18 protein-coding genes are annotated in these 19518 nt (G+C 52.0%); 2 read left to right on the top strand and 16 right to left on the bottom strand.

All coding sequences use genetic code 11. From position 1 onward, the window contains the following. Positions 1-250 precede the first annotated feature (250 nt). Positions 251-1474: a succinyl-diaminopimelate desuccinylase gene (gene dapE / locus PRUB_RS04390; RefSeq protein WP_010383849.1), complete on the top strand. Its 1224-nt coding sequence runs from the start codon at positions 251-253 to the stop codon at positions 1472-1474. Between the two features lie 22 nt (positions 1475-1496). On the opposite strand, the gene PRUB_RS04385 is transcribed toward dapE, so the two are convergent. From PRUB_RS04385 to fhuF, 6 genes are all read right to left on the bottom strand, one after another. Then, a complete protein-coding gene (locus tag PRUB_RS04385; RefSeq protein WP_242065212.1) occupies positions 1497-2285 on the bottom strand; it encodes an SDR family oxidoreductase in 789 nt (262 codons plus the stop codon). Continuing rightward, on the bottom strand, positions 2251-3573 hold the full coding sequence (locus PRUB_RS04380; RefSeq protein ID WP_010383845.1) for a condensation domain-containing protein: 1323 nt from the start codon (positions 3571-3573) through the stop codon (positions 2251-2253). Before PRUB_RS04380 ends, PRUB_RS04385 begins: the two co-directional genes overlap by 35 nt. After that, on the bottom strand, positions 3573-4439 hold the full coding sequence (locus tag PRUB_RS04375; RefSeq protein WP_010383843.1) for an isochorismatase family protein: 867 nt from the start codon (positions 4437-4439) through the stop codon (positions 3573-3575). Before PRUB_RS04375 ends, PRUB_RS04380 begins: the two co-directional genes overlap by 1 nt. A 23-nt stretch (positions 4440-4462) precedes the next feature. Next, positions 4463-6064: a (2,3-dihydroxybenzoyl)adenylate synthase gene (locus PRUB_RS04370; protein ID WP_010383842.1), complete on the bottom strand. Its 1602-nt coding sequence runs from the start codon at positions 6062-6064 to the stop codon at positions 4463-4465. Further along, positions 6061-7299: an isochorismate synthase gene (locus PRUB_RS04365; RefSeq protein ID WP_010383841.1), complete on the bottom strand. Its 1239-nt coding sequence runs from the start codon at positions 7297-7299 to the stop codon at positions 6061-6063. The genes PRUB_RS04370 and PRUB_RS04365 overlap by 4 nt, the downstream gene beginning before the upstream one ends. Positions 7300-7377: 78 nt before the next feature. Beyond that, positions 7378-8139, bottom strand: a complete 762-nt coding sequence (fhuF, locus tag PRUB_RS04360) for a siderophore-iron reductase FhuF (RefSeq protein WP_010383840.1) — start codon at positions 8137-8139, stop codon at positions 7378-7380. Between the two features lie 120 nt (positions 8140-8259). Between fhuF and PRUB_RS04355 the strand changes: the two genes are divergently transcribed. Then, positions 8260-9900 (top strand): cyclic peptide export ABC transporter, encoded by a 1641-nt coding sequence (locus PRUB_RS04355; protein WP_010383839.1) that lies wholly within the window; start codon positions 8260-8262, stop codon positions 9898-9900. Here PRUB_RS04355 and PRUB_RS04350 read toward each other — a convergent pair. From PRUB_RS04350 to PRUB_RS04305, 10 genes are all read right to left on the bottom strand, one after another. Beyond that, positions 9897-10586 (bottom strand): 4'-phosphopantetheinyl transferase family protein, encoded by a 690-nt coding sequence (locus PRUB_RS04350; RefSeq protein ID WP_010383838.1) that lies wholly within the window; start codon positions 10584-10586, stop codon positions 9897-9899. The genes PRUB_RS04355 and PRUB_RS04350 overlap by 4 nt on opposite strands. Before the next feature lie 92 nt (positions 10587-10678). Continuing rightward, the gene (locus PRUB_RS04345) at positions 10679-11068 is read right to left on the bottom strand and encodes a hypothetical protein (protein WP_010383837.1); all 390 of its coding nucleotides are present in this window, start codon (positions 11066-11068) and stop codon (positions 10679-10681) included. Beyond that, positions 11068-12723 (bottom strand): S41 family peptidase, encoded by a 1656-nt coding sequence (locus PRUB_RS04340; protein ID WP_010383836.1) that lies wholly within the window; start codon positions 12721-12723, stop codon positions 11068-11070. The genes PRUB_RS04345 and PRUB_RS04340 overlap by 1 nt, the downstream gene beginning before the upstream one ends. A gap of 172 nt (positions 12724-12895) precedes the next feature. After that, a complete protein-coding gene (locus PRUB_RS04335) occupies positions 12896-14413 on the bottom strand; it encodes a DHA2 family efflux MFS transporter permease subunit (protein WP_010383835.1) in 1518 nt (505 codons plus the stop codon). Positions 14414-14422: 9 nt separating this feature from the next. Continuing rightward, on the bottom strand, positions 14423-15505 hold the full coding sequence (locus tag PRUB_RS04330) for an HlyD family secretion protein (RefSeq protein WP_010383832.1): 1083 nt from the start codon (positions 15503-15505) through the stop codon (positions 14423-14425). Then, the gene (locus PRUB_RS04325; RefSeq protein WP_081694281.1) at positions 15502-16356 is read right to left on the bottom strand and encodes a nucleotidyltransferase family protein; all 855 of its coding nucleotides are present in this window, start codon (positions 16354-16356) and stop codon (positions 15502-15504) included. The genes PRUB_RS04330 and PRUB_RS04325 overlap by 4 nt, the downstream gene beginning before the upstream one ends. 12 nt (positions 16357-16368) lie before the next feature. Next, a complete protein-coding gene (locus tag PRUB_RS04320) occupies positions 16369-16875 on the bottom strand; it encodes an adenine phosphoribosyltransferase (protein ID WP_010383830.1) in 507 nt (168 codons plus the stop codon). After that, positions 16872-18080, bottom strand: a complete 1209-nt coding sequence (locus PRUB_RS04315; RefSeq protein ID WP_010383829.1) for a hypothetical protein — start codon at positions 18078-18080, stop codon at positions 16872-16874. The genes PRUB_RS04320 and PRUB_RS04315 overlap by 4 nt, the downstream gene beginning before the upstream one ends. Next, positions 18073-18741 carry an HAD family hydrolase gene (locus PRUB_RS04310; protein WP_010383828.1) on the bottom strand — a complete coding sequence of 223 codons (669 nt, stop codon included), beginning with the start codon at positions 18739-18741 and terminating at the stop codon, positions 18073-18075. The genes PRUB_RS04315 and PRUB_RS04310 overlap by 8 nt, the downstream gene beginning before the upstream one ends. Then, entirely contained in the window at positions 18728-19507 is a 780-nt protein-coding gene (locus tag PRUB_RS04305) for an HAD hydrolase family protein (RefSeq protein WP_010383827.1), read from the bottom strand. Before PRUB_RS04305 ends, PRUB_RS04310 begins: the two co-directional genes overlap by 14 nt. Positions 19508-19518: the final 11 nt, after the last annotated feature.

The raw sequence follows: 19518 nt of genomic DNA, 5'->3' as shown, positions 1-19518 counted from the left end.
CTTAACCACACGCATAGCTGCGTGAAATAGTGTTTCTTGCCCTTAAGGACGAAGGCAGCGGGGGTTTCTTTAGGCTTGAGTCGGGGGAAATCACAACAAACCACAGAGAAAAAAAACGCCTTGATCCAGAGCAAAAACCCAACGATTAATATGAATTTTTTACCCACCAACTCGTCTAGCTAATCAACTGGGGCAAAGGTTTTACTTTTGTCCACAATTTCAATAACTAAGAATGAATGGGTAAAGCGATATGCAAGTTGCCGGAACGGCTCTGAAACGCTGTGCGATATTGAGTGAACAGGCCATTGCACTGACTCAGAAACTGGTGCGTTATAAATCCATTACCCCGGACGATGCCGGCAGCTTTTGCTTTTTAGTTCGCAAGTTGCAGTCGCTGGGGTTTGACTGTCATGAAGTGACGCGTCAGGGGGTCCGTAATCTGGTGGCTAAACGGGTATTTGGCCCGGGTGAAACACTGGCTTTTGCTGGACACCTGGATGTGGTACCGCCAGGTCCGATGGAATTGTGGCAAAGCCCACCCTTTGCAGCCAATATTCAGGATGGTCGACTTTATGGCCGTGGTGTTGCGGATATGAAAGGCGCGATTGCCTGTTTTATTGCCGCCGTTGAGTCGATCCTGGCGCAGTGTACACGTGGCAGCCTGATGTTTTTGATCACCTGTGATGAAGAAGGAGAGGCAGAGCATGGCACCGTCGCACTGATGAGCTACCTTAAGCAGCAAGGGGTTGATCATCTGCCAGATTACTGCCTGGTTGGTGAGCCCTCAAGCCGCAAGACGTTGGGTGATGTGCTCAAAATTGGTCGTCGTGGATCTTTGTCTGCGCATATTCGGGTCTATGGCCGTCAGGGCCATGTGGCCTATCCGCATAACTGTGATAATGCCACCCATCACACCGCGCGATTATTGCAGCGCTTGTTGGCGCTGGAATGGGATAAAGGCACGGCGCAGATGCCGGGCACCACGTTTCAGGTGACGCAGCTCAACAGTGGTGAGTTTGTTGACAATGTGGTGCCAGGCGCGTGTGATGTCTGCTTTAATTTTCGTTACAGCAGCCGCTTTAATGAGGCGGAGTTAAAGCGCATGATCGACGATATTTTGCTGGATCTGGATTTAAATTACGACATTGAGTGGCAACGTCCTTGCGCACCCTATTTTAATCAGGCGGATGAATTCGTCGCCTTGATCTGCAATGCCATTGAGGCGGTGGTGGATCAGGTGCCTGTGTTGACCACAGACGGTGGTACGTCTGATGGGCGGTTTATTGCCTCCAGTCATACTCAGGTGATTGAGTTTGGCCTCAGGAACGACAATATCCATCAGGTCAACGAATCAGCAGATGTGCAGGATATTGCTGATCTGGCACATATTTACCAGTTGGTGATCCAGGCGTTCTGCCTTGATCCGCAGCGGCTGATGGATGCGCAGGTTGAGCAGCTGGAAGCGTTAACTTAATCGTTTGAATGAGGGCGTGACGTTAAAACGTCGCGCCACCATCTAGGGTGATCACCTGTAAGGTGGTATGAGAAGACAGGCTGGATGCCACAAACACGATACTGTCGGCAATTTCTTCTGCAGTGGCCAGCTTCTGTAACGGGATCCCCAGCTTATACTGCGCTGCAAAGCCATCAATCACTCGTTGTGCACCCTTTTCATCTTGCCACATGCCAGTCTGCATTGGTGTCAGCGTCGAACCTGGTGCTATCACATTACAACGCACACCAAAGTTGGCCAGCTCCAGCCCGGCTGTGAGCGTCAGCTGTGTCACCGCAGCTTTGGAGGCGCAATAGGCTGCCATTTGCTGGCGTGGGGTATCAGCAGCGTTGGAACCAACAGTGACCACTGCGCCTTTACCTTGCTGTTTAAAATGCGGCGTGCAGGCGCGTAAAAAAGTAAACACTGCAGTGCTGTTGACGGTTTGACAGTGCTGCCACTGAGCCAGCGTCAATTGCTCCAGGTCGCCCAACTCCAGCACCCCGGCGACATTGATCAGGTTGTATGGGACAAGTCCCTCCGCGACCAGTTTGTCCAGCTGTTGCGCGAGCAGCTCCGGTGCACTTAGGTCACATTCCACGGCACGATGCAGCACACTGAGATCGCTAAACTGGCGATCAAAACCAATCACTTTGGCACCCAGTGCATGAAAACGCTGTGCGGCGGCCAGGCCGATACCCTGGCCGACGCCACTGATCCACACGATCTGCTCGTGATATTCCTGTTGCAGTCTGGCATCAAACGACATATCCAGCTCCAGCGGTGAGTTCATTGATGACCGAGTTGAGTGTGCGATTCGGTTGTGCTGACCAGCTGCGGGCTGCGGCGAAGATCTGCTTTTGTACTTGCTGCTGCTCAGAGTCTGTATAGCGGGCGACGTTGGCGTCGGTATCCAGCTTAGCAGGTTGGTCCTGCAGCAAGTGCCATTGCAACATAATGTCGTCGGTGGCACCGGCGCTGAGAATATGCGACTGGCACGACACTGCCCCGTATTTAGGGTTGCTGGAAAACGGCAACAGGTTCACTGTTGGGCCATACACATGTGGGCTCAGGCCTTGCTTGTTGCGTTCACGTTTGAGGTCTTCCACCCGGAAGGTCTGCAGTGTCTTGAGGGATTTGATCCCCTGGTTGATCACCCGGCAGCACTGACTGAGGGTCATCTCAGCATCCAATTCCAGTGGCAGTGGCATTACGTTGCTCTGCACACAGGGCGTACTGAGCTCCACCTGGTGCTGGCGGTTCATCATGATCATGCCCAGGGTGACATGGTACTGCCCCGATTTGGCGACCAGTGCAGCGCACACGGCGGCGATTAGCAACTCGGCGTGGCCCGCCTGACATAAGGAAGCAGCCGACTGAATAGTATGCCAGTCTGCACGGCTTAAAGTCGCACTTTGGCGGCGGTTAGCCTCCGTCACATCGGCCTCACTGGTGCTAAAGCTTTTTGCTGGCGGGGTGTTCTCAAGCCAGGAGATCAGGGTGGCTTTCGCCACTTGCTGGCGCGCCAGGTAGGTTTCGCTGCGTTGCCATGCCAATAACTGAGCCTGCGTGCCAAAGCGTAAATTCGGCAGAGCCCGGCCTTTTTGTAATGCGTTATAACTGCGATTCAATGCCTGAGTAAATAAGCCAAACCCATAGCCATCTAGCAACAGATGGTGACCCACAATAAACAGCAGATCTTGCTCTGGCGTGCGTACCAGCGTCAGTTTTAGCAAGGCTTCATCGGGCAATGAAAAACTTTGTGCCATCGCTGGTGCAACAAAGTCATTGGCAAAAGCCTGAACGTCTTCTGGTTGGGTGTCCTGGGTTTGAATGTGGATCTGTGGCACATCTTTATTCGGGCTAAGCTGAGGCACAAAACTGGCGTCATGGACAAACCGGCCTGCCAGACAATCACTGCTTTGCCACACGTGGGCAAGGGCCTGTTGTAACATGGTTGCGGAGATCTGACCCTGAAACTCTATACATTCGGCGACGTTGAACAGTGTTCCCCGGCCGCTGATGGTGTGCAGCAGCCACATCGCCTGTTGCGAGTCGGTTAATGGCAACGCGCTGGACATCAGTCCTCCTTACGCTCTTCGAGCAACTCAACCCAGGCCGCCAGTGTCGGGATCTGAGCCAGTTCGATGAAGTTGGTTTCTATGCCTTGTTGCTGCCACAGCGCGATGAGGTTCATCACCTGCACAGAGTCCAGACCATAATCGATGAGGCTTTCATGCTCATCAAATTCATCATCTTCACAATCAATCAGTGGCAGGATATGCGCTTTGAGGCCTTCCAGTGTGGTGATGTCCTGCGTTTCTTCTCCCAGGATTTCGGCAACCGTCGCCACTTTACCGCAGCGCCCAGCCACAAAGTTCAGTGCCATCAGGTGCTCATCGCGGCTGAAGTCGGCAATCGCATCGGCAATCACAAACGGCTGAATGTCCCGCATAAAGGCGTCTACCGCGGTGGTCATCACCCCGATATGACCATAGATGCCGACTATCATCAGCTGGTCACGGTTGCGCTCACGCAGTTGCGCTTCAAAGTCGCACTTCTGAAAGGCACTGTAGCGCCACTTGGTCAGGACTACATCCTGCTCGCCTGGTGCCAGTGCATCGACAATCGGCTGTTGCGCCGGGTCTTGCAGGCCCGGGCCCCACATATCGCTCAGTAGTCCGCGTTCATGCTGGCCCTGCTTGATTGGCTGGGCGGTGTAATAGACCGGAATACCCTGGTCGTAACAGAACTGCTTGAGGCGCTGAATGTGGCTGATCATGGTTTCAATCAGCGGGTTATTATCACCGTAGTAACCGACAAAATAGTGCTGAACATCGTGGATCAGCAGGGCGGCACGGTTTGCATCGAGCTGCCAGTCAACGCGGTTTTCGGGTAACTCCGCGGCGCGGGGTAACGGATAATGGGATAGCTTAGGAATACTCATCGTGTTTTTGCTTCTTTTATTAATCAGGCCTGGCCGTCGAACGTGGCACGCAGGGCTTTTTTATCGACTTTACCTACCGCAGTCAGGGGCAGGTCGGTTACAAACTGGAACTTATCGGGGACTTTGAAATCGGCGATCCCCAGCTGACGCAGGTATTTGCGTAGTTGCAAAGGGGTGAGCTTTTCAGCGGCCACCACAAATGCGCAACTTTTCTCGCCCAGTGTGGCATCCGGCATAGAGACAATGGCAACCTGCTCGATGTGCTGATGGCCCAGCAGGTGGTTTTCCACTTCTTCGGCCGCGATTTTCTCGCCGCCACGGTTGATCTGATCTTTATCTCGCCCGACCACAATCAGGTGGCCAGAGGGCAGTTGCCTGACCAGATCACCGGAGGCATAAAACCCCTCTGTATCAAATGCACTGGCGTTATGCTGAGGTGATTTGTAATAGCCCCGGAAGGTATACGGGCCGCGGGTCATGAGTCTGCCGGCTTCACCCGGGGCGACCGGCTGGCCGTGTTCGTCAACGACTTTGATCTCATCATCCGGGCTGATGGGGCGTCCCTGGGTCGTCAGAACCAGCTCGTCATCATCGTCATGGCGGGTGTAGTTCACCAGACCTTCTGCCATGCCAAACACTTGTTGCAGTTGGGCACCCAGCACCGGCCTGACCTGCTCGGCCACGGTGCGGCTGAGCTTAGCACCCCCAACCTGGATCAGCGACAGGCTGCTCAGGTCATGGTCGCTGTGGGGGGCGTGTTGCAACCACAGCTGGAGTGCAGGCGGTACCAGCGCGGTGTGGGTTATGGCAAAGCGTTCAATCAAGGCAAAGCAGTTACTTGGACTGGGGTCTGAGGCCAGGATCACGGCGCCACCAGCTGCGAACACGCCCAATGCGCCGGGCGAGCTGAGGGGGAAGTTATGGGGTGCCGGCAGGGCACATAAATAACGGGTATCGCCATGTAACTGACAAATATCCCGGCTGGCAACAACAGAGTACAGATAATCGTTGTGGGTGCGCGGGATCAGTTTTGGGGTGCCGGTGCTGCCGCCAGAGAGCTGGAAAAAGGCCACATCTTCTGGATTGAGCTTTGGTGCACGGAAGCTGCGTGGTTGTAAATACGCTTGCTTCAGCTCGCTGTTGCCCTTGCTGTGATCAACCATGATGTGTTTGATACAGGCAAAGCGATTGTATAGCTCCTGAGAGAATGATTCGTCTGCAAACAAAGACTGAGCGGACGAAACCAGCAGCAGCTTAGGTTGCAGGATCTCACAATAACTTTGTAACTCAGTGCGCTGGTGGTTAAACAGCGCACAAACAGGTGCCACGCCAAGCTTAAGCAGTGCAAAGTAACTGATATAAAACTCCACACAGTTGGGCAGCTGAACCAGCGCGGTATCGCCTGGTTGCAACCCCTGACTGGCCATGTGGGCAGCGAGGTTGGTGCTATATTCATCGAGTTGCTGATAGCTCAGTTGCCGGTTGGCATCCGCCACGGCAATGCCTTGTCCATTGTGCACCAGTTGGTCGTCTAGAATACTGGTAAGCGGTTTATCCTGCCAGTAGCCCTGGGCGCGGTAGTGGGCGGCCAGCTCTTCGGGCCATGGGGTATATTCAATACTCATAGTGTGTGTTTCGTTGCTAAGTGATAGGCATGCCGTACGTCCAGCGCGTTCAGCATAGTGTTTAATTTGGCCTCGGTTTCCAGCCACTCTGAACTGGGGTCAGAGGCAGCCACAATACCGGCACCGGCAAACAAGGTCGCCAGATTGGCTTGCAGATATCCACAGCGGATCACCACCACCCATTCACCATTGCCCTGGTTGTCACACCAGCCAACGATCCCTGAGAATAAGCCGCGGCCGTGACCTTCCAGCGTGTCGATGTGCTGGTACGCCAGTGCAGTAGGTTTACCACACAGTGCCGGCGTGGGGTGGAGGCGGTTGGCCAGCGCGATTGCGGGCTGCTGTGGGGTTGTGAGTGTGCCTTCTATCACCGTTGATAGATGCCACATGGTGGCTGTGCTAAGCAGATCGGGTTGCTCGGGTATATGCAATTGGGTACACAGTGGGCCGAGGATCTGTGCCATGTCCTGCAAAACCACAGCATGTTCGTAACGGTCTTTTTTCGATGCGAACAGAGTGGAGCGGCGCTGTGCTTCGACGCTGGGGCAAGGATCCCGAGGGATTGAACCGGCCAGCGGGTTGCTAAAAATTTGTCCGTCAGATTTGCGCAGCAATAGCTCAGGGCTGACGCCCATTAATACCCCAGCTTCTTGCTCAGTATCTGCATCATGCAACTGGCTGGGGATCGAAAAGTGATAACCACTGGGGCTTTGTGCCAGTAATTGAGCGAGTACGCCAACCTGATCCAGTGGCTGCTCAAACTGTAATTCAACCTGCTTACTGAGTACGATTTTATCCAGCTCACCGTCGGCAAATAAGGCTTTGGCATCGCGCACGGTTTGCTCAAAGTGTGCCCGATCTTGTTTGTAGTGCACGGACTGTAAGCGATTCGGTGTCTGGGCACTCGTATGCTGTGCACTCAGACACTGTGCGAAGAGTTGTTTATCCAGCGTGCTGACCTGCTCCGGGATGATAAACTGAGCCTGCTGCTGCTTACAAAACGGTATCACTCCGAAGGCGATGGCATGATCCTGGTGGCTGGCTGCGTGCGCATCTAATTGTTGTTGCAGCTGACTGGCCAGTGCCTTGGTATCATTAATGGCTAAGGTAAAACGCTTGGCCATACCACGACTTATCAGGCATGACTGTCCGGAAACAAATAAACAGTCCTGCTCGGGCCGGAACTCGCCAAGTTGGTGCGTTTGGGTGGGTTCGGATAATTGACCAGCATGCATGGATTTACTTTCCTCTGTTAACTTTGTCTATAGCGACGCTGATGCAAACTGCGTTCAGCGAGATGTGACCAAGACGACTCATTGTGAAAAAGATTTAGTGCTGCAGGCCATTTGCTTGCGGGCTGTTTTTCGTGCCGCCATGAATTCCGGGCGCTTAGGGCAGTCACCGCAATAGTCTTTGTGCGGGTGAGCATGAAGTAAGCAACAGGCACCTCGCACACGTTTTCCACTTGCCATGTATTCATTGCGCTGTGCTCCGAACAGAGGGTTAGGCTGGTCTTGCCAGCAATCACGGTGCAGCAGGGTACGGACATCCTGTAGCAGCCCAGAGGCATCCGGTAGCACATTGGCAACAGTCGTGCTGATTTGGCGCAGGCGAAACACCAGATTGCTCCACAGTACACGCTCGGCGATGCCAAACTGGGTTGAGAGAAAGGCATGAAGGGGGGCAAAGTGGGCAAAGATCATCGGGTGATATTTGGCCCCAGTGCTGCTGCCTGGGGTAAATGGCTGGCCACAGGTGCGCAACATCAGGCGCTGAGTGACTAAACATAGTTGCACGTCCTGCGCTGCAATGGATAGACCCCGATTGAGGACACTGTGGCTCAGTAACATCGTTGGGAGTACTCTGACGCAATAGCGCATATGCCACACGGAAGCATGTGCCCGGGGTGAGTCAATCCCCTCGTGCAGCGCCCAGCGGGTGATGGCGCTTTTTAACGCGCTCACCTCGGCAAACTGGTGTGAAAGAGTCGGTAAGTCCGGGGTTTGTGACAAAGTGACGGCTTCGCCATATTCTCTGAAGGGCCCCTGAAAAAACGGCTGTAATGTTGGAAGCAAGCGTACCTCTTGGTTGATTTGCTACAAATACCTAGTCATAGACGTTTTGTGGGTGAATTTTTTTACTTTCTGTTCGTCACCACCTAAAGCAAATCCACGTCAGCATAGAAGAGAGACCCCGTGCTTGCAAAATTGATCCGTAATACCTGGTGGCGATTCATCGCGACCGCACTCAGCAGTGTTTTGTTTGGTCTGATCAGCGTGTCGCTGGTCGCGCTGATCAACGAAATCATTAACAGTAATCAGGATGGCCGCTCTGAGCAGTTTGTCTGGTTTGCCGTACTGGCCTGCCTGGGGGTGAGCTTGCAACTGGCTTCTAAATTACTCGCAGAGCAACTTAGTCAGCAAAGTCAGGCGACTGTGCGCCGCGAGGTAGCAGAGCATGTTATCGGCGCGCAATTCAGTCATGTAGAAGCGCAGGGGGCCGGTAAGATCAAATCGTGCCTGACCGAGCACAGCCTAAAAGTCGCCGAGTTCTTCCAGAGCCTGCCAAACATTCTCAGTAACGCCATGGTGGTGCTGGGCAGCTTTGTATATATGGCCTGGCTTGACTGGCAGGTGTTTTTGTTCGCACTGCTGACCCTGGTACTGGGTTCTGTGGGTTACAGTCTGGCTAATGCCAATGCCTTTCGTAAAGTAACCGAAGCGGCAAAAATTCAGGACTCTTTGTACGATCAATTTGATGCCATTTATGCCGGTGCAAAAGAGCTCAAGCTGCACCGCAAAAAGCGTGAGACTTTCTTTCAGGATGTGATTGGCAGCACCATTACTTTGCTGCAAAAGCGCCGTGTGCAGGGCGCCAGTATGTATCACTATGCGGCATCCTGGGGGGGCTTCAGTGTATTTGCATTTATCGGGGGCGCACTGTTTTATCTCTCTTCGCCAGGTGCGGATAGCGGAAAAGTGATGTCGGGTTTTGCGCTGTTATTCCTGTACATGCTGACGCCGTTGGAAGTGATGCTGGCCGCCATTCCAAAGGCCGCCGCGGCGAAGGCCTCGGCCAATACCATTGCCTCGTTAACGGAAGAAATGGCGTTGATGCCACGCAGCAATGAGGCCATGAATGACTTTAATGAACTGACCCTGTCGGACATCAGCCACGGTTATTACCATGAGCAAAGTGATGAGGTGTTTGCCCTGACACCCATCAACCTGACCTTGCGCAAAGGCGAGCTGATCTATCTGGTTGGTGGTAACGGCAGTGGTAAAACCACCTTTGCCAAGTTGCTGTGTGGTCTGTTTGAGGCGCAGCAGGGACAAGTCTTGGTTGATGGAAAAGCAGTACAACCAGTGCAGTTTGATGATTATCGTCAGTTATTCAGCACGGTTTTCAGTGATTTTTATCTCTTTGATCGGGTCTTAGGTTGTGAGGGGCAGGCGCTGGAAGACAAAGGCAATGCCTTGATCCGCAAGCTTAACCTGCATCATAAAGTGGCCATTAAAGACGGCGCGTTTACCACCCAGAAGCTGTCGCAAGGACAGCGTAAGCGTCTGGCACTGGTGGTGGCGTACATGGAAGACCGACCGTTTTATATCTTTGATGAATGGGCGGCAGATCAGGACCCGGTCTTTAAAGATGTCTTTTATCGCGAGCTGCTGCCTGAACTCAGCGCTCAGGGTAAAACCGTACTGGTGATCACCCATGATGACAAGTATTTTGAGCTGGCCGACAGGCTACTGAAAATGGATAACGGGTGTCTTAGCGAACCACTCAGCACTGAGAGTACTAAGGCAGTGAAACCGCACACGGCGCTGGCTTAAAGGTCAGCGCGCAGGCAGCACTCGGTCAGGACCAACTCATCGTTGAGCTGGTAATAGACACTGATTTGGGTGCCCTGTGGCAGGGTTTCATGGAGTGTCTCTGTGAGCGTAAAATGCAATTGGTTGTGACTGAAGTCGTTTAGACAGGCGGCCTCAAAGCCAAAAAAGCGTTGTACGACCGGGTACAGCGCTTTAAAAATACTCTCCTTGGCGGAGAAGATCAGGGTGAGCGGGGAAGCCTGTTCCTGACTCAGTTGCTCAAATGCAGTCCGCTCTTCCTTTGCCAGGATCTGTTTTTGTAGCTCCTGCTCTTGCTTATCCGACATTTTTCTTTCCAGATCGATGCCTAATCCCAGCACTAATGGATCATCACTGACCATGGCCATAGCCAGCTCCTGAGTATGGGTAATGGTACCCTGAATGCCATCTGGCCATATGGGGGCACGACTGTCTGCACTGGCAATTATGGTATGGGGTCGTCCCAGCGTTTTGAGTGCCTGACTGGCGCAGTGACGTCCGGCGAGATATTCCGCTTTACGCTTGGCGACAGCGCGGCTGAGTTTATCCGGCAGTGGTTGCGTGTAACGGGCAAAGTCGCTGTCCTGATACGCGGCAACGCGAAAGGCGCTGCTGTGACTGACGAATGGCAGCTGGGGTGTAAATAGTTCGACTGGTGTTAACGACATACGGCTCCCTCAATTAGTGCCAGCCAGTTTACCGATATGGGGAAGGGTTGCAAGCACACTCAGGAGTAAAGCCTGGAATAAAATTAAGGTGGCTACGGTTGTTGTGGGTTGGGCACACAAGGTATGCTAGGCAAGACCCTAAATTCGCCTGTCTTAGGGTAAAACAAGACACATTGCTCGCCACGTATTTGCAGTTCGAAGCCCGTTACGCCACCTTCTCTGCTGCCGAGGATAGGTTGCCCATAGGCATCGAGTATATTGCCTTTTTCAAGGAACAAGGTGGAGCGCTGCATAAATACGTTATTAGCTAGTTTGGGTGCCTTGCCGCCCTTGAGGGCGACGATGGCGTGTTGTATTTCACGGATCATGTCCGGTGTGGTTTGCTCTATTAAAGCCGCGTGCACCGGTGCTGCCTTGCTGTATTGGCAACCACTGAGCAGCAGGGTCAGTAATGTGGCAAACCATCCCGAACATTTCATCATTATTGTCCTTTCAGTGTGGCGTGGATCGCGCCATCACGTAGTGGTCTGAATGGCAGCGTCACAGTGTTATGCTCATCCGCCTGCGCATTATCATCTGGTCTGGCGGAGACCCCCGTCGCTTCATTGACCAGACAGGTGCCGGTTGCGCTATGATGCAGTGCCGTGGCCAGTAGCTGCTCGTTTTCGTCACCTAAAGCACGACTCAAATCATCACTCACCTGACAACCCGGCACTTTTCCATCTAATCCGGTTTCGCCGTTTATCTGGCTGGCTGGCGTTGGCGTAAAACCATTGGCATAGTCACCAAAGCCTTTTTCATTGGCTGACTTTGACTGAATGGTGTAGTACACCATGCCGCAGTTAGGGGCTGGCAAGAAACCGTAGGGTTTTCCGCGTGTGGTGGAGCCTATCTGGATCACCTCAATATCAATACCACGCAAGCCGTTGATCACCATTTCACTGGCAGAGGCCGTGTCGTCAGTGGTCAGTACGTATACCTTAGAAAGATTCAGGCTGGGCAAGGTGGTGTCGTTGAGAAATACATCCCGGGTCCAGTCTATCCGGCGAGGCTCGAAGGTATATATTCGGTTTTCACTCTGGCGCTTGTCATTGTAGGTTGTGACGCCGAAATTGCGGCTGAGTGAACCATCGCCGGCAATCATATAACCAAGCTGTGCCGCACTGTGGATAAGCCCGCCACCGTTATAGCGCATATCCAGCACCAGTTCATTGACACCTCGATCAATAAAGGTCTCAAACGCGGCGATCAGGGGTTCCTGTGCCGTGGGTATAAACTGATTAAACTGCACATAACCGACGGTTTTGTCTCCGTGTGGTATGACTTTAGTGTGTTGCACCGGCGTTTGTTCAAAATCCGCAGCGGTCATAGTGGCTGATTTTTCTTCGCCTTCGACAGAGCGAAAAGCAAAGGTATAGGCTTTTGGATCGCTGGGAAACAGTGCTTCATTGAACAGTGTGACATTGTCGCCGTCCACAAAATCCTCGCCATCGATATTGATCAGGCGATCGCCCCTGCTCAGCCCTGTGGCCGCAGCTGGCGAGTTTGGCTCGATGTAAGCAATGGTAAAGTTACGATTCGGTGAGGCCGTTTTGATAGCAGACCAGTGAATACCATAGCTGGTGGTCACACCGGACTGTTGTTCTTTTTGATATTCTTCGTAGGTATTAGAAAAATGAAACTGGTCTTTCAGCGATCCATCCGGATTACGTTGGGTGGTTTTTAGCTGGGCAAAATAATCGGCCACTGTGCTGAAGTCCTGCGGATCGTTGTCAGCAAGTTCGTCATACCATAAATAGGTTTCATGGCTGAATGAGCGAAGCCACATTTTTTCATGCATGACCGTCCCGGCTCTGTCCGGAAAAGGCTGGTTATTGTTAAATTCATCCTGCCCGGTACGCGGATTAGCGCAGTAGTTGATGAAGTTAGTGGCTGGTGGAAATACACCGGCCTGCCAGTTGGGCTCGGTGCTGCTGCCCCCTGAGTCTGAACCGTTATTATTGTTGTTATCCGGCGTAGTCACAGTACCTGAATCACCGCCATTGCCGCTCTCGGTACCGCCGCCACCGCATCCTGAGAGCGCTGTGAGGGTTAAAGCCAATCCGATGGCAAGGTATAAGTTGCTGAATTGCATCATGGTTTTATCCTATATATTCATTGCGCTAAAAACTATCAACACTGTTCCTACAATACAATAGATAGACCGGGTTGACTGTTAATTAATGTCAACAGCAGCAAAAATAATCAATTTAACCCTTACTTTGAGTATAGAGTAGGTGTCTGGTTGCGCAATATGTTGCCCATGCCAGCTAGGGCGAAGCGGGGCCGCCGGAGGTCTGAGACTTGCGCAACGTCGCCCGCCAGGCGGGTAAGTAAGTTAACAGCAGCAGTCCCAGGCAGATGATATTCATCAGCAGGTTCAAATAGAAAACGGATTGAAATGCGGTAGTTCCCGACAACGCATGGATCCCTTGTTCTATCCTGCTATATTCTCTGCTCGTGGCATCTAAGCTTAAGTAGCCTGTTGATTCCATGGCATTGCCTGCGGATTGCCACAGCTGGTCTGATGCAATGAGCTTGCTGCGTTCATATAACAGGCTAAAGAGCATCACACCCAGCGCTCCCCCTATTTGTCGGGCAAAATTGATCATGCTTGAACCATAAGCCAGCATAGGTCCTTCAAGGTGCCTGAGCGAACTCACATATAAGCTGGGAAGCATAACTGACATGCCAATGCGTGACAGGGATGTGGCCACCACAATGGCAATAATCGCACTTGAAACATCTTGTTGTGCGGTGAGCCAGATGGCGTATGTATTGATCAGCAAACCACATAAGATAATTTCTCTGGGTGGGAAGCGATCGGATAGCCAGCCCGAAAAAGGCGCCATAAAGGCCATGATAAGACCCGGAATGAGCAGGGCTTCGCCAGCCTGGCGGGCACTGAGCCCTCTGATCTCAAGTAAGTAAAGGGGCACGATTAAAATGGAGCTGAACAAAAAGATCCCCAGTACGCAGATCACCACGATGTTGACGCTAAACACGGTGTCTTTAAACAGTGCGAAGTTGACCAGAGGCTGAGCGGTCTGTTTTTCAAAAAAATAGAACATCAGCGCCAGCAGGGCACTGACGCCGCAGCTTATTGCAAACTCGGTGGCATACATGCCGACCTCTTCAGCCAGCTGTAAACTGATGAAAAAACCAGACAATACGCCAGTCAAAATACACAAACCCGCCCAGTCGTAAGCGTACGCGGCCTGGTGTGGTTTATCTGGATTTAAAAAGATCAATGCACATAGCAGTGACAGGGCTGCCATCGGAATTTGAAACGCAAACAGGCCGCGCCATGACATAAAATCGATTAAATAGCCGCCGATCACCGGACCAAGCGCAGGGGCTAACAGCATAATCGCGCCAAAAAAGCCCATCGCAATGCCCATTTTTTCTCTGGCAAAAATGCGCCCCAAAATAATGGTAGCCAGTGGGGCCTGCAATCCGGCCGCAAACCCTTGCAAGGCACGGCCGCACAACAAGCTGAACAGGCCATCTGCCAAAGCGCCGATCAGTGAGCCTGAGATCATGATGATGAAACTGACTATAAACGTGTATCTGCAACCAATGCGATTCACCAAGTCCGCGGTTAATAACATCGCAATGGTCATCACCACCATGTATAGCGATACGGTCCAGTGTGCTTCACTCAGGTCCATGGCCAGTTCTCCCATCACCTGCACAAAAGCAACCTCAATGGTGGTACTGCTGAGTAAGGTGGAAAAGCTGCCGAGTCCAACAGTAAAAATACATGCAACGGTTTGCCTGTTAAACATAGGGATCCTTTACAGTGGAATAATCACGGTACTCATCATGCCCGGTGCGACCATGGCTGAGGTGGTGTTATCTAATTTGATATCCAGCGTGAACCTTTGTTTTACTCTGACAAAATCGCTGCTCATTTGACTGGTGGGGATTAGCGCCAGTTTGTCATTGCTGACTGACGCAATTCGGGTGATCACCCCCGAAATCGTTTGTCCGGGCTGATAGCTTAACTGCACTTCAACTTGTTGCCCCAGGTGCACTTTGCCAAGGTCACTTTCCAGAATGTTGGCCTCGACTTTCAGGCTGTTGAGATCATGCATCATGTACAGGCGCTGGCCTTCTTCGACATATTCACCATGACGGACAAAGACTTCATCAATCACGCCATCAAAGGGTGCCGAAGAGGTCAATTTTTCCAATTGATATTCCAGCAGCGCGCGTTGTGCCTGAGCGGCTTGCTTTTGACTCTCTAATCTGGAAATCTCATGCAAAATTAAGTCGGCCTGGCGCTTTTCATTACTCAGCAAGGCCTGATTGACGGCGTGTTCCGCAATTCTGGCTTGATGAATATCTATGTCTAGTAGCGCCTGCTGAAGTGCTGACTGGGCGGTGAGTTTATCTTGCCTGGAGACAGCTGCCGTGGTTGCGAGGTTCTGAATATTGTCTGTTTTCTCCATTTGTAAGCGGGTGCTTTCTTGCTTGAGCGCCAGTTCCCGGTTGAGTAGCTCCTGCTGCCAGATAAACTGTGTTGCCTGCTCTTTGTTGTTGGCAATGGCGACCTCATAGCGTTGCTGGTTGAGTTGTTTTTCGGCTTCAATCTGAGCGATTTCAGCGTCAGAAACTTGTAGTTGCAAGCGAATTTCCCGCGCGTCCAGAGCGATGATCTGCTGACCTTTGGGCACCCGCTCTGAGCGCAGTGCCGCATCCGCCATCACAATGCGACCATCGCTTTCACTGCGGATAGTGATCAGATCCGCACTGACCCGGGCATTGTCTATGGTCAGGTACAGTCGGCTGTATGCAACTGCCCAGACTGTGGTTGTGGTGATCAGGATAAAAATAAACACCGCAATGGCTTTATTGCGTTTAGAGAGACTACTCACGACTTGGATTCCATATTGCTAAAATAGTGTTGAAGTCGGTTTTTGACGGTTTGACTGGCAGCATAGTGATAGGCGCAGGCCTTAAACTGTGGGTAGTATGCTTTATCCGTCCCGATATAGACTGCCAGCCATGCCTGAAACTCTTGCTGTTGCATGACGGCGGTTTCCAGCCGCGCACAAAGCAAGATTTTTACTTCCTCATTGGGTTCAAAGCCGCGTGCGATGAACTGCAAAATCCTGATACAGACCACATTGTCGTGGGCCAGTCGCTGCGTGCACATGACAAATGACAAACGGCGATGTTTGAGATCAGACAAGCCCTGCTGTGAAGGGTCGAGAATATGCCCGCTGTCACAGCAATAGTAGAGCGCATTGACGGCGAAGTCCCGTGACAGGATATCGGCTTGCAGGCGTGCGAGAGCGGTGGTTGCTGACTGCTTCACTTCGTCATGCTGGTGCGACTGAGACAGGCCGACTCTGGGCGGCACGGGCATGGAGAAAGCGGCTTCGCGTAGTATATTGATGTCTAATTTATATTCAGAGCCGAGCACGGTCACTAACCCAAAATCTGGGTCAGTGAGCAGTTGATGGGGCTGAAATATACTAAGGCAAAATGCGTACAGGTCGGCAAAGCTGGTGTTCACAGACAGATCAATGTCTTGTGCTTGCAGGCCTTCAACCCAATCTCTTGGTGCTCCGCCTGAGATAAACACCGACCAGTTTAGTGATTGCATCTGTGCGATGAGCTCGCCAATCGTCGCCGGGCTTGCCTGGTCGATGCGCTGTGCCATCGCGGCGTGGATCAAATGCTGGTGGTGCTCTGGCAAAGTGTAATGATCATACATAGTCATGGTGTCACTAAATTACAGCTGGGCGCAGCAAACAGGATGATAGCCTTCCAGGGTGTTGCGTCCGCCAAGACTGGGCAGTTCAAGCAAGAAGCCGGTGCCCACGACATGCGCACCCAGTTGTTCACACAGCTTGATGGCAGCCAGGCAGGTCCCACCCGTACCCAATACATCATCAATCAGCAGGATGTGATCATCCTGATCAATATCATCTTTGTGAATATGCAGGCTGTTGTGTGCATATTCACTGCTGTAATCGGTGCTGATGGTTTCACGCGGTAGTTTGCCGGGCTTTCGGATCGGCACAAATTTTAAATTCAATCGATCTGCCACCATGGCTCCAATGATAAAGCCCAGTGCGTCAATGGCTGCCACACAGTTCACTTTGCCCCGGTAGTGCTCGGTGAGCTGCGTGATAGCCCGGTCTCGTTCATGGGCGTTACTCAACAAAGACGTAATGTCATGAAATTTAATGCCTGGTTTTGGGTGGTCCTGCACGATGGCAATGTGTTGTGAGATCATAGTAATTCTTCCTTATTGAGCGTGGAGTTAAGTGATAGCAACTCTAAAATTGTGCGCAGTGCCGCAGGGTCGGCACCGAGCAACTGCACAACCTGGTCTAAAATTGAGGCTTCCGCCGGGCGCATGGGGATCAGCGCTTTGGCTGTTTTAATGTAAGACAGTGCATGGGCACGATGGCGAATGGTATTGCGCGCTTCGGGGTACAGCCACTTTAACGGTGCGGCCAGTGCCTGCAAGCGGTTTGACGGGGAGAGCTCAAGCACCCCGCTGTCTTGTTCTGCCCGGATAAATACGGAGTGCTCGACTTCTGATGCTGAGTGTTCATAGAGCTTATTCAGGGCCAATATCACAAGCTGACCGGTTTCAATGGGGGCATTTAACCGGTAGGATTTACCATCTTGCGCGCTGGTGAGGGTTTGTTCTGCCAGATAGTAGCGGCTGAGTTGTTCTGCGATGGCTTCGACCAGATCATCCGGGGTTGAAAATGGCTCAGTCACCAGGGTGTCGTACAGATGTCGGGTCAGACAGGTGTAGACAAACCCGTCTGCGACAATTTGACTGTCCAGGTCGCGTTTTCCCGGCAGAGAAATCATACTGCGAAATTGCTTGTTGGTGATCTTGGCACTCAAGTCGTGATAATAGCAACCGTATAGTGTGGGCTTACACAGGGTGCTGACCAAGTGTGCAAAATCATGCAGATCATACACCACCTCATCACCGAGCCGCTTTACCTGTTCACTGTGTCTGTAAAATGCGTCATCGCGATAGTACAGCACCTGTTCTTTGCTGAGCTGAAACTGGTTTGGTGCAATCATCTGCGCACACGCCGCTTTACTGGGCCAGCTAAAGACAAACTGATTGATGGTCAGGTTGTAAATGGTATTGAGCAGTTGTTGCTGTGACAAAACCCGGTAAACCTCATCGATTTGTTGGCTCTTTGCTGTGATTGTTGCCAACCGTGCGGAGACTTCACGTCGGGAAGCAAAAAAGATCATGCCATAACGGTGGGCGATAAAGGCCAGCTGGAATATTTCCCTGGAGTGTGTCCATAATTTTGCAATCGGCTCAGGCAGCTTGGGCAATGCATGCTGCTCGAAGCAATCATGCCAGCTTTGCCAGAATAACGATTTGACGAAATGGTTATGCTTAAGCACTCTGTCAGCTTGATTTACAAACGGCAGCTTAGCAGGGCTATAATCAAACATGCTGCCCTCCTAATGCCAACTGTTGTGTAAGTGCTTCGAAGTGACTGCAATACCAGGTCGGCTGCATCGCCAGAGCTGCTTCATCATCGCCAAAGCCATGGGTCAGATAGGCGCTGTCGGCACCGATGGCATGAGCAAATGCCAGATCTGCTGTGGTGTCGCCAATATGCAATATGTGCTCGGGTTTAATGTCTGGGTAAGCCGGGCGGATCACTTGCTCATAGACATCCGGCTGTGGCTTGCCTGCTATGCCGACGCGCTCTCCTATCACATCGTCAAAGAGCGACGTGAATGCGTACTGCTGTACGAAGGCATTGAGTGCGGCTTCGCCCTTATTGCTGACGATCAGGCACTGCGCACCAGCTTGTCTGAACGCCATGATGGTGTCTCTGGCATGAGGAAATGGTACTTGTAACCGATGGTGTTCCTGATTGTATAGCGCCCGATATTGGTGGCACAGTGCATCCAGCTCAGCGGCAGACAGAGGGTGCTGATGTAACTGGGCAATCACAGATTTAAGCGGGGTACCCACGGATAACTGCGCGTCTATCTGTGTCTGTTCAGTACCGGGAAACAGCTGCTGAAGTGTGCTGATAATGGCAGGCGCGGTGTCACACAAGGTACCATCAAAATCAAACGTGACTAGCTTATAGGTTTTCAAAAGCTCTCTCCCTGATGATGTGAATTAATGCTTGCTCCGGGCAGGTCTGGTTAAGCGTCAGGTCAGCAGCCTGATTGAGTTGCGGGTGCGACCCGATGCAGACGCCCACTTGTGCTTGTTTGATCAGGTGCAGGTCGTTTGAATCATTGCCAAAGGCGATACTATTAAGGGGATCGATATCGAGTTGCTGAAACAGGTTGGATTTACAACACCCAGTTGGAGAGATATCAAAAAAGTCGACGCCAGCATAAGGGTAGACCGTGATCCCAAGTCGCTCAGCATCTCTGTTCAACAGTTCAATGAGCTGGGTATCAAACACCTGAATTTTATTGATACCCTGGGCCAACGCCGCTTGCTGGGAGATTTTGGGTGCTTTGTAACTCCCCTGGGTGTACTCAAAAAAGGGGTGGCTGGTGCGACTCAGGTAAAACCCCTGCGCACAATCCAGAATATAGGGCGCATCCAGATCCTCGAGCAAATGTATCAATCGGATGCTGGTGTTCTTAGTGAAATGTTGTTCAGCGTAAACTTTGTGCTGCTTAAATAGCAAAGCCCCATTGGTACAAGAGATAGTATTGTTGCGTAGCTCGGTTGGCAGCACCTGTAACACATCCCGAAACGGCCTGGCTGTGGCGAAGATCACGTCGCTGTCATCACTTAATTCGACCAGGGCGTCGGTCAACGCCGTACTGACGGGTTGGTTGTTAAAGGCGATTGTGCCGTCAATGTCAAACAGCCAATGTCTGGCTTTTATTTCTGTAAGCATAATGCGTTCAC

It is taken from the genome of Pseudoalteromonas rubra (genome assembly GCF_000238295.3).
Lineage (GTDB): Bacteria > Pseudomonadota > Gammaproteobacteria > Enterobacterales > Alteromonadaceae > Pseudoalteromonas > Pseudoalteromonas rubra.
This window is presented reverse-complemented; position numbering and strand designations above follow the sequence as displayed.

Excerpts from the sequence above, each read along its gene's own strand:
- PRUB_RS04345 (WP_010383837.1), bottom strand. The coding sequence starts at position 11,068 with ATGATGAAATGTTCGGGATGGTTTGCCACATTACTGACCCTGCTGCTC.
- PRUB_RS04380 (WP_010383845.1), bottom strand. The coding sequence starts at position 3,573 with ATGTCCAGCGCGTTGCCATTAACCGACTCGCAACAGGCGATGTGGCTG.
- dapE (WP_010383849.1), top strand. The coding sequence starts at position 251 with ATGCAAGTTGCCGGAACGGCTCTGAAACGCTGTGCGATATTGAGTGAA.
- PRUB_RS04335 (WP_010383835.1), bottom strand. The coding sequence starts at position 14,413 with ATGTTTAACAGGCAAACCGTTGCATGTATTTTTACTGTTGGACTCGGC.
- PRUB_RS04370 (WP_010383842.1), bottom strand. The coding sequence starts at position 6,064 with ATGAGTATTGAATATACCCCATGGCCCGAAGAGCTGGCCGCCCACTAC.
- PRUB_RS04325 (WP_081694281.1), bottom strand. The coding sequence starts at position 16,356 with ATGACTATGTATGATCATTACACTTTGCCAGAGCACCACCAGCATTTG.
- PRUB_RS04305 (WP_010383827.1), bottom strand. The coding sequence starts at position 19,507 with ATGCTTACAGAAATAAAAGCCAGACATTGGCTGTTTGACATTGACGGC.
- PRUB_RS04340 (WP_010383836.1), bottom strand. The coding sequence starts at position 12,723 with ATGATGCAATTCAGCAACTTATACCTTGCCATCGGATTGGCTTTAACC.
- PRUB_RS04320 (WP_010383830.1), bottom strand. The coding sequence starts at position 16,875 with ATGATCTCACAACACATTGCCATCGTGCAGGACCACCCAAAACCAGGC.
- PRUB_RS04375 (WP_010383843.1), bottom strand. The coding sequence starts at position 4,439 with ATGAGTATTCCTAAGCTATCCCATTATCCGTTACCCCGCGCCGCGGAG.
- PRUB_RS04350 (WP_010383838.1), bottom strand. The coding sequence starts at position 10,586 with ATGTCGTTAACACCAGTCGAACTATTTACACCCCAGCTGCCATTCGTC.
- PRUB_RS04385 (WP_242065212.1), bottom strand. The coding sequence starts at position 2,285 with ATGAACTCACCGCTGGAGCTGGATATGTCGTTTGATGCCAGACTGCAA.
- PRUB_RS04365 (WP_010383841.1), bottom strand. The coding sequence starts at position 7,299 with ATGCATGCTGGTCAATTATCCGAACCCACCCAAACGCACCAACTTGGC.
- PRUB_RS04315 (WP_010383829.1), bottom strand. The coding sequence starts at position 18,080 with ATGTTTGATTATAGCCCTGCTAAGCTGCCGTTTGTAAATCAAGCTGAC.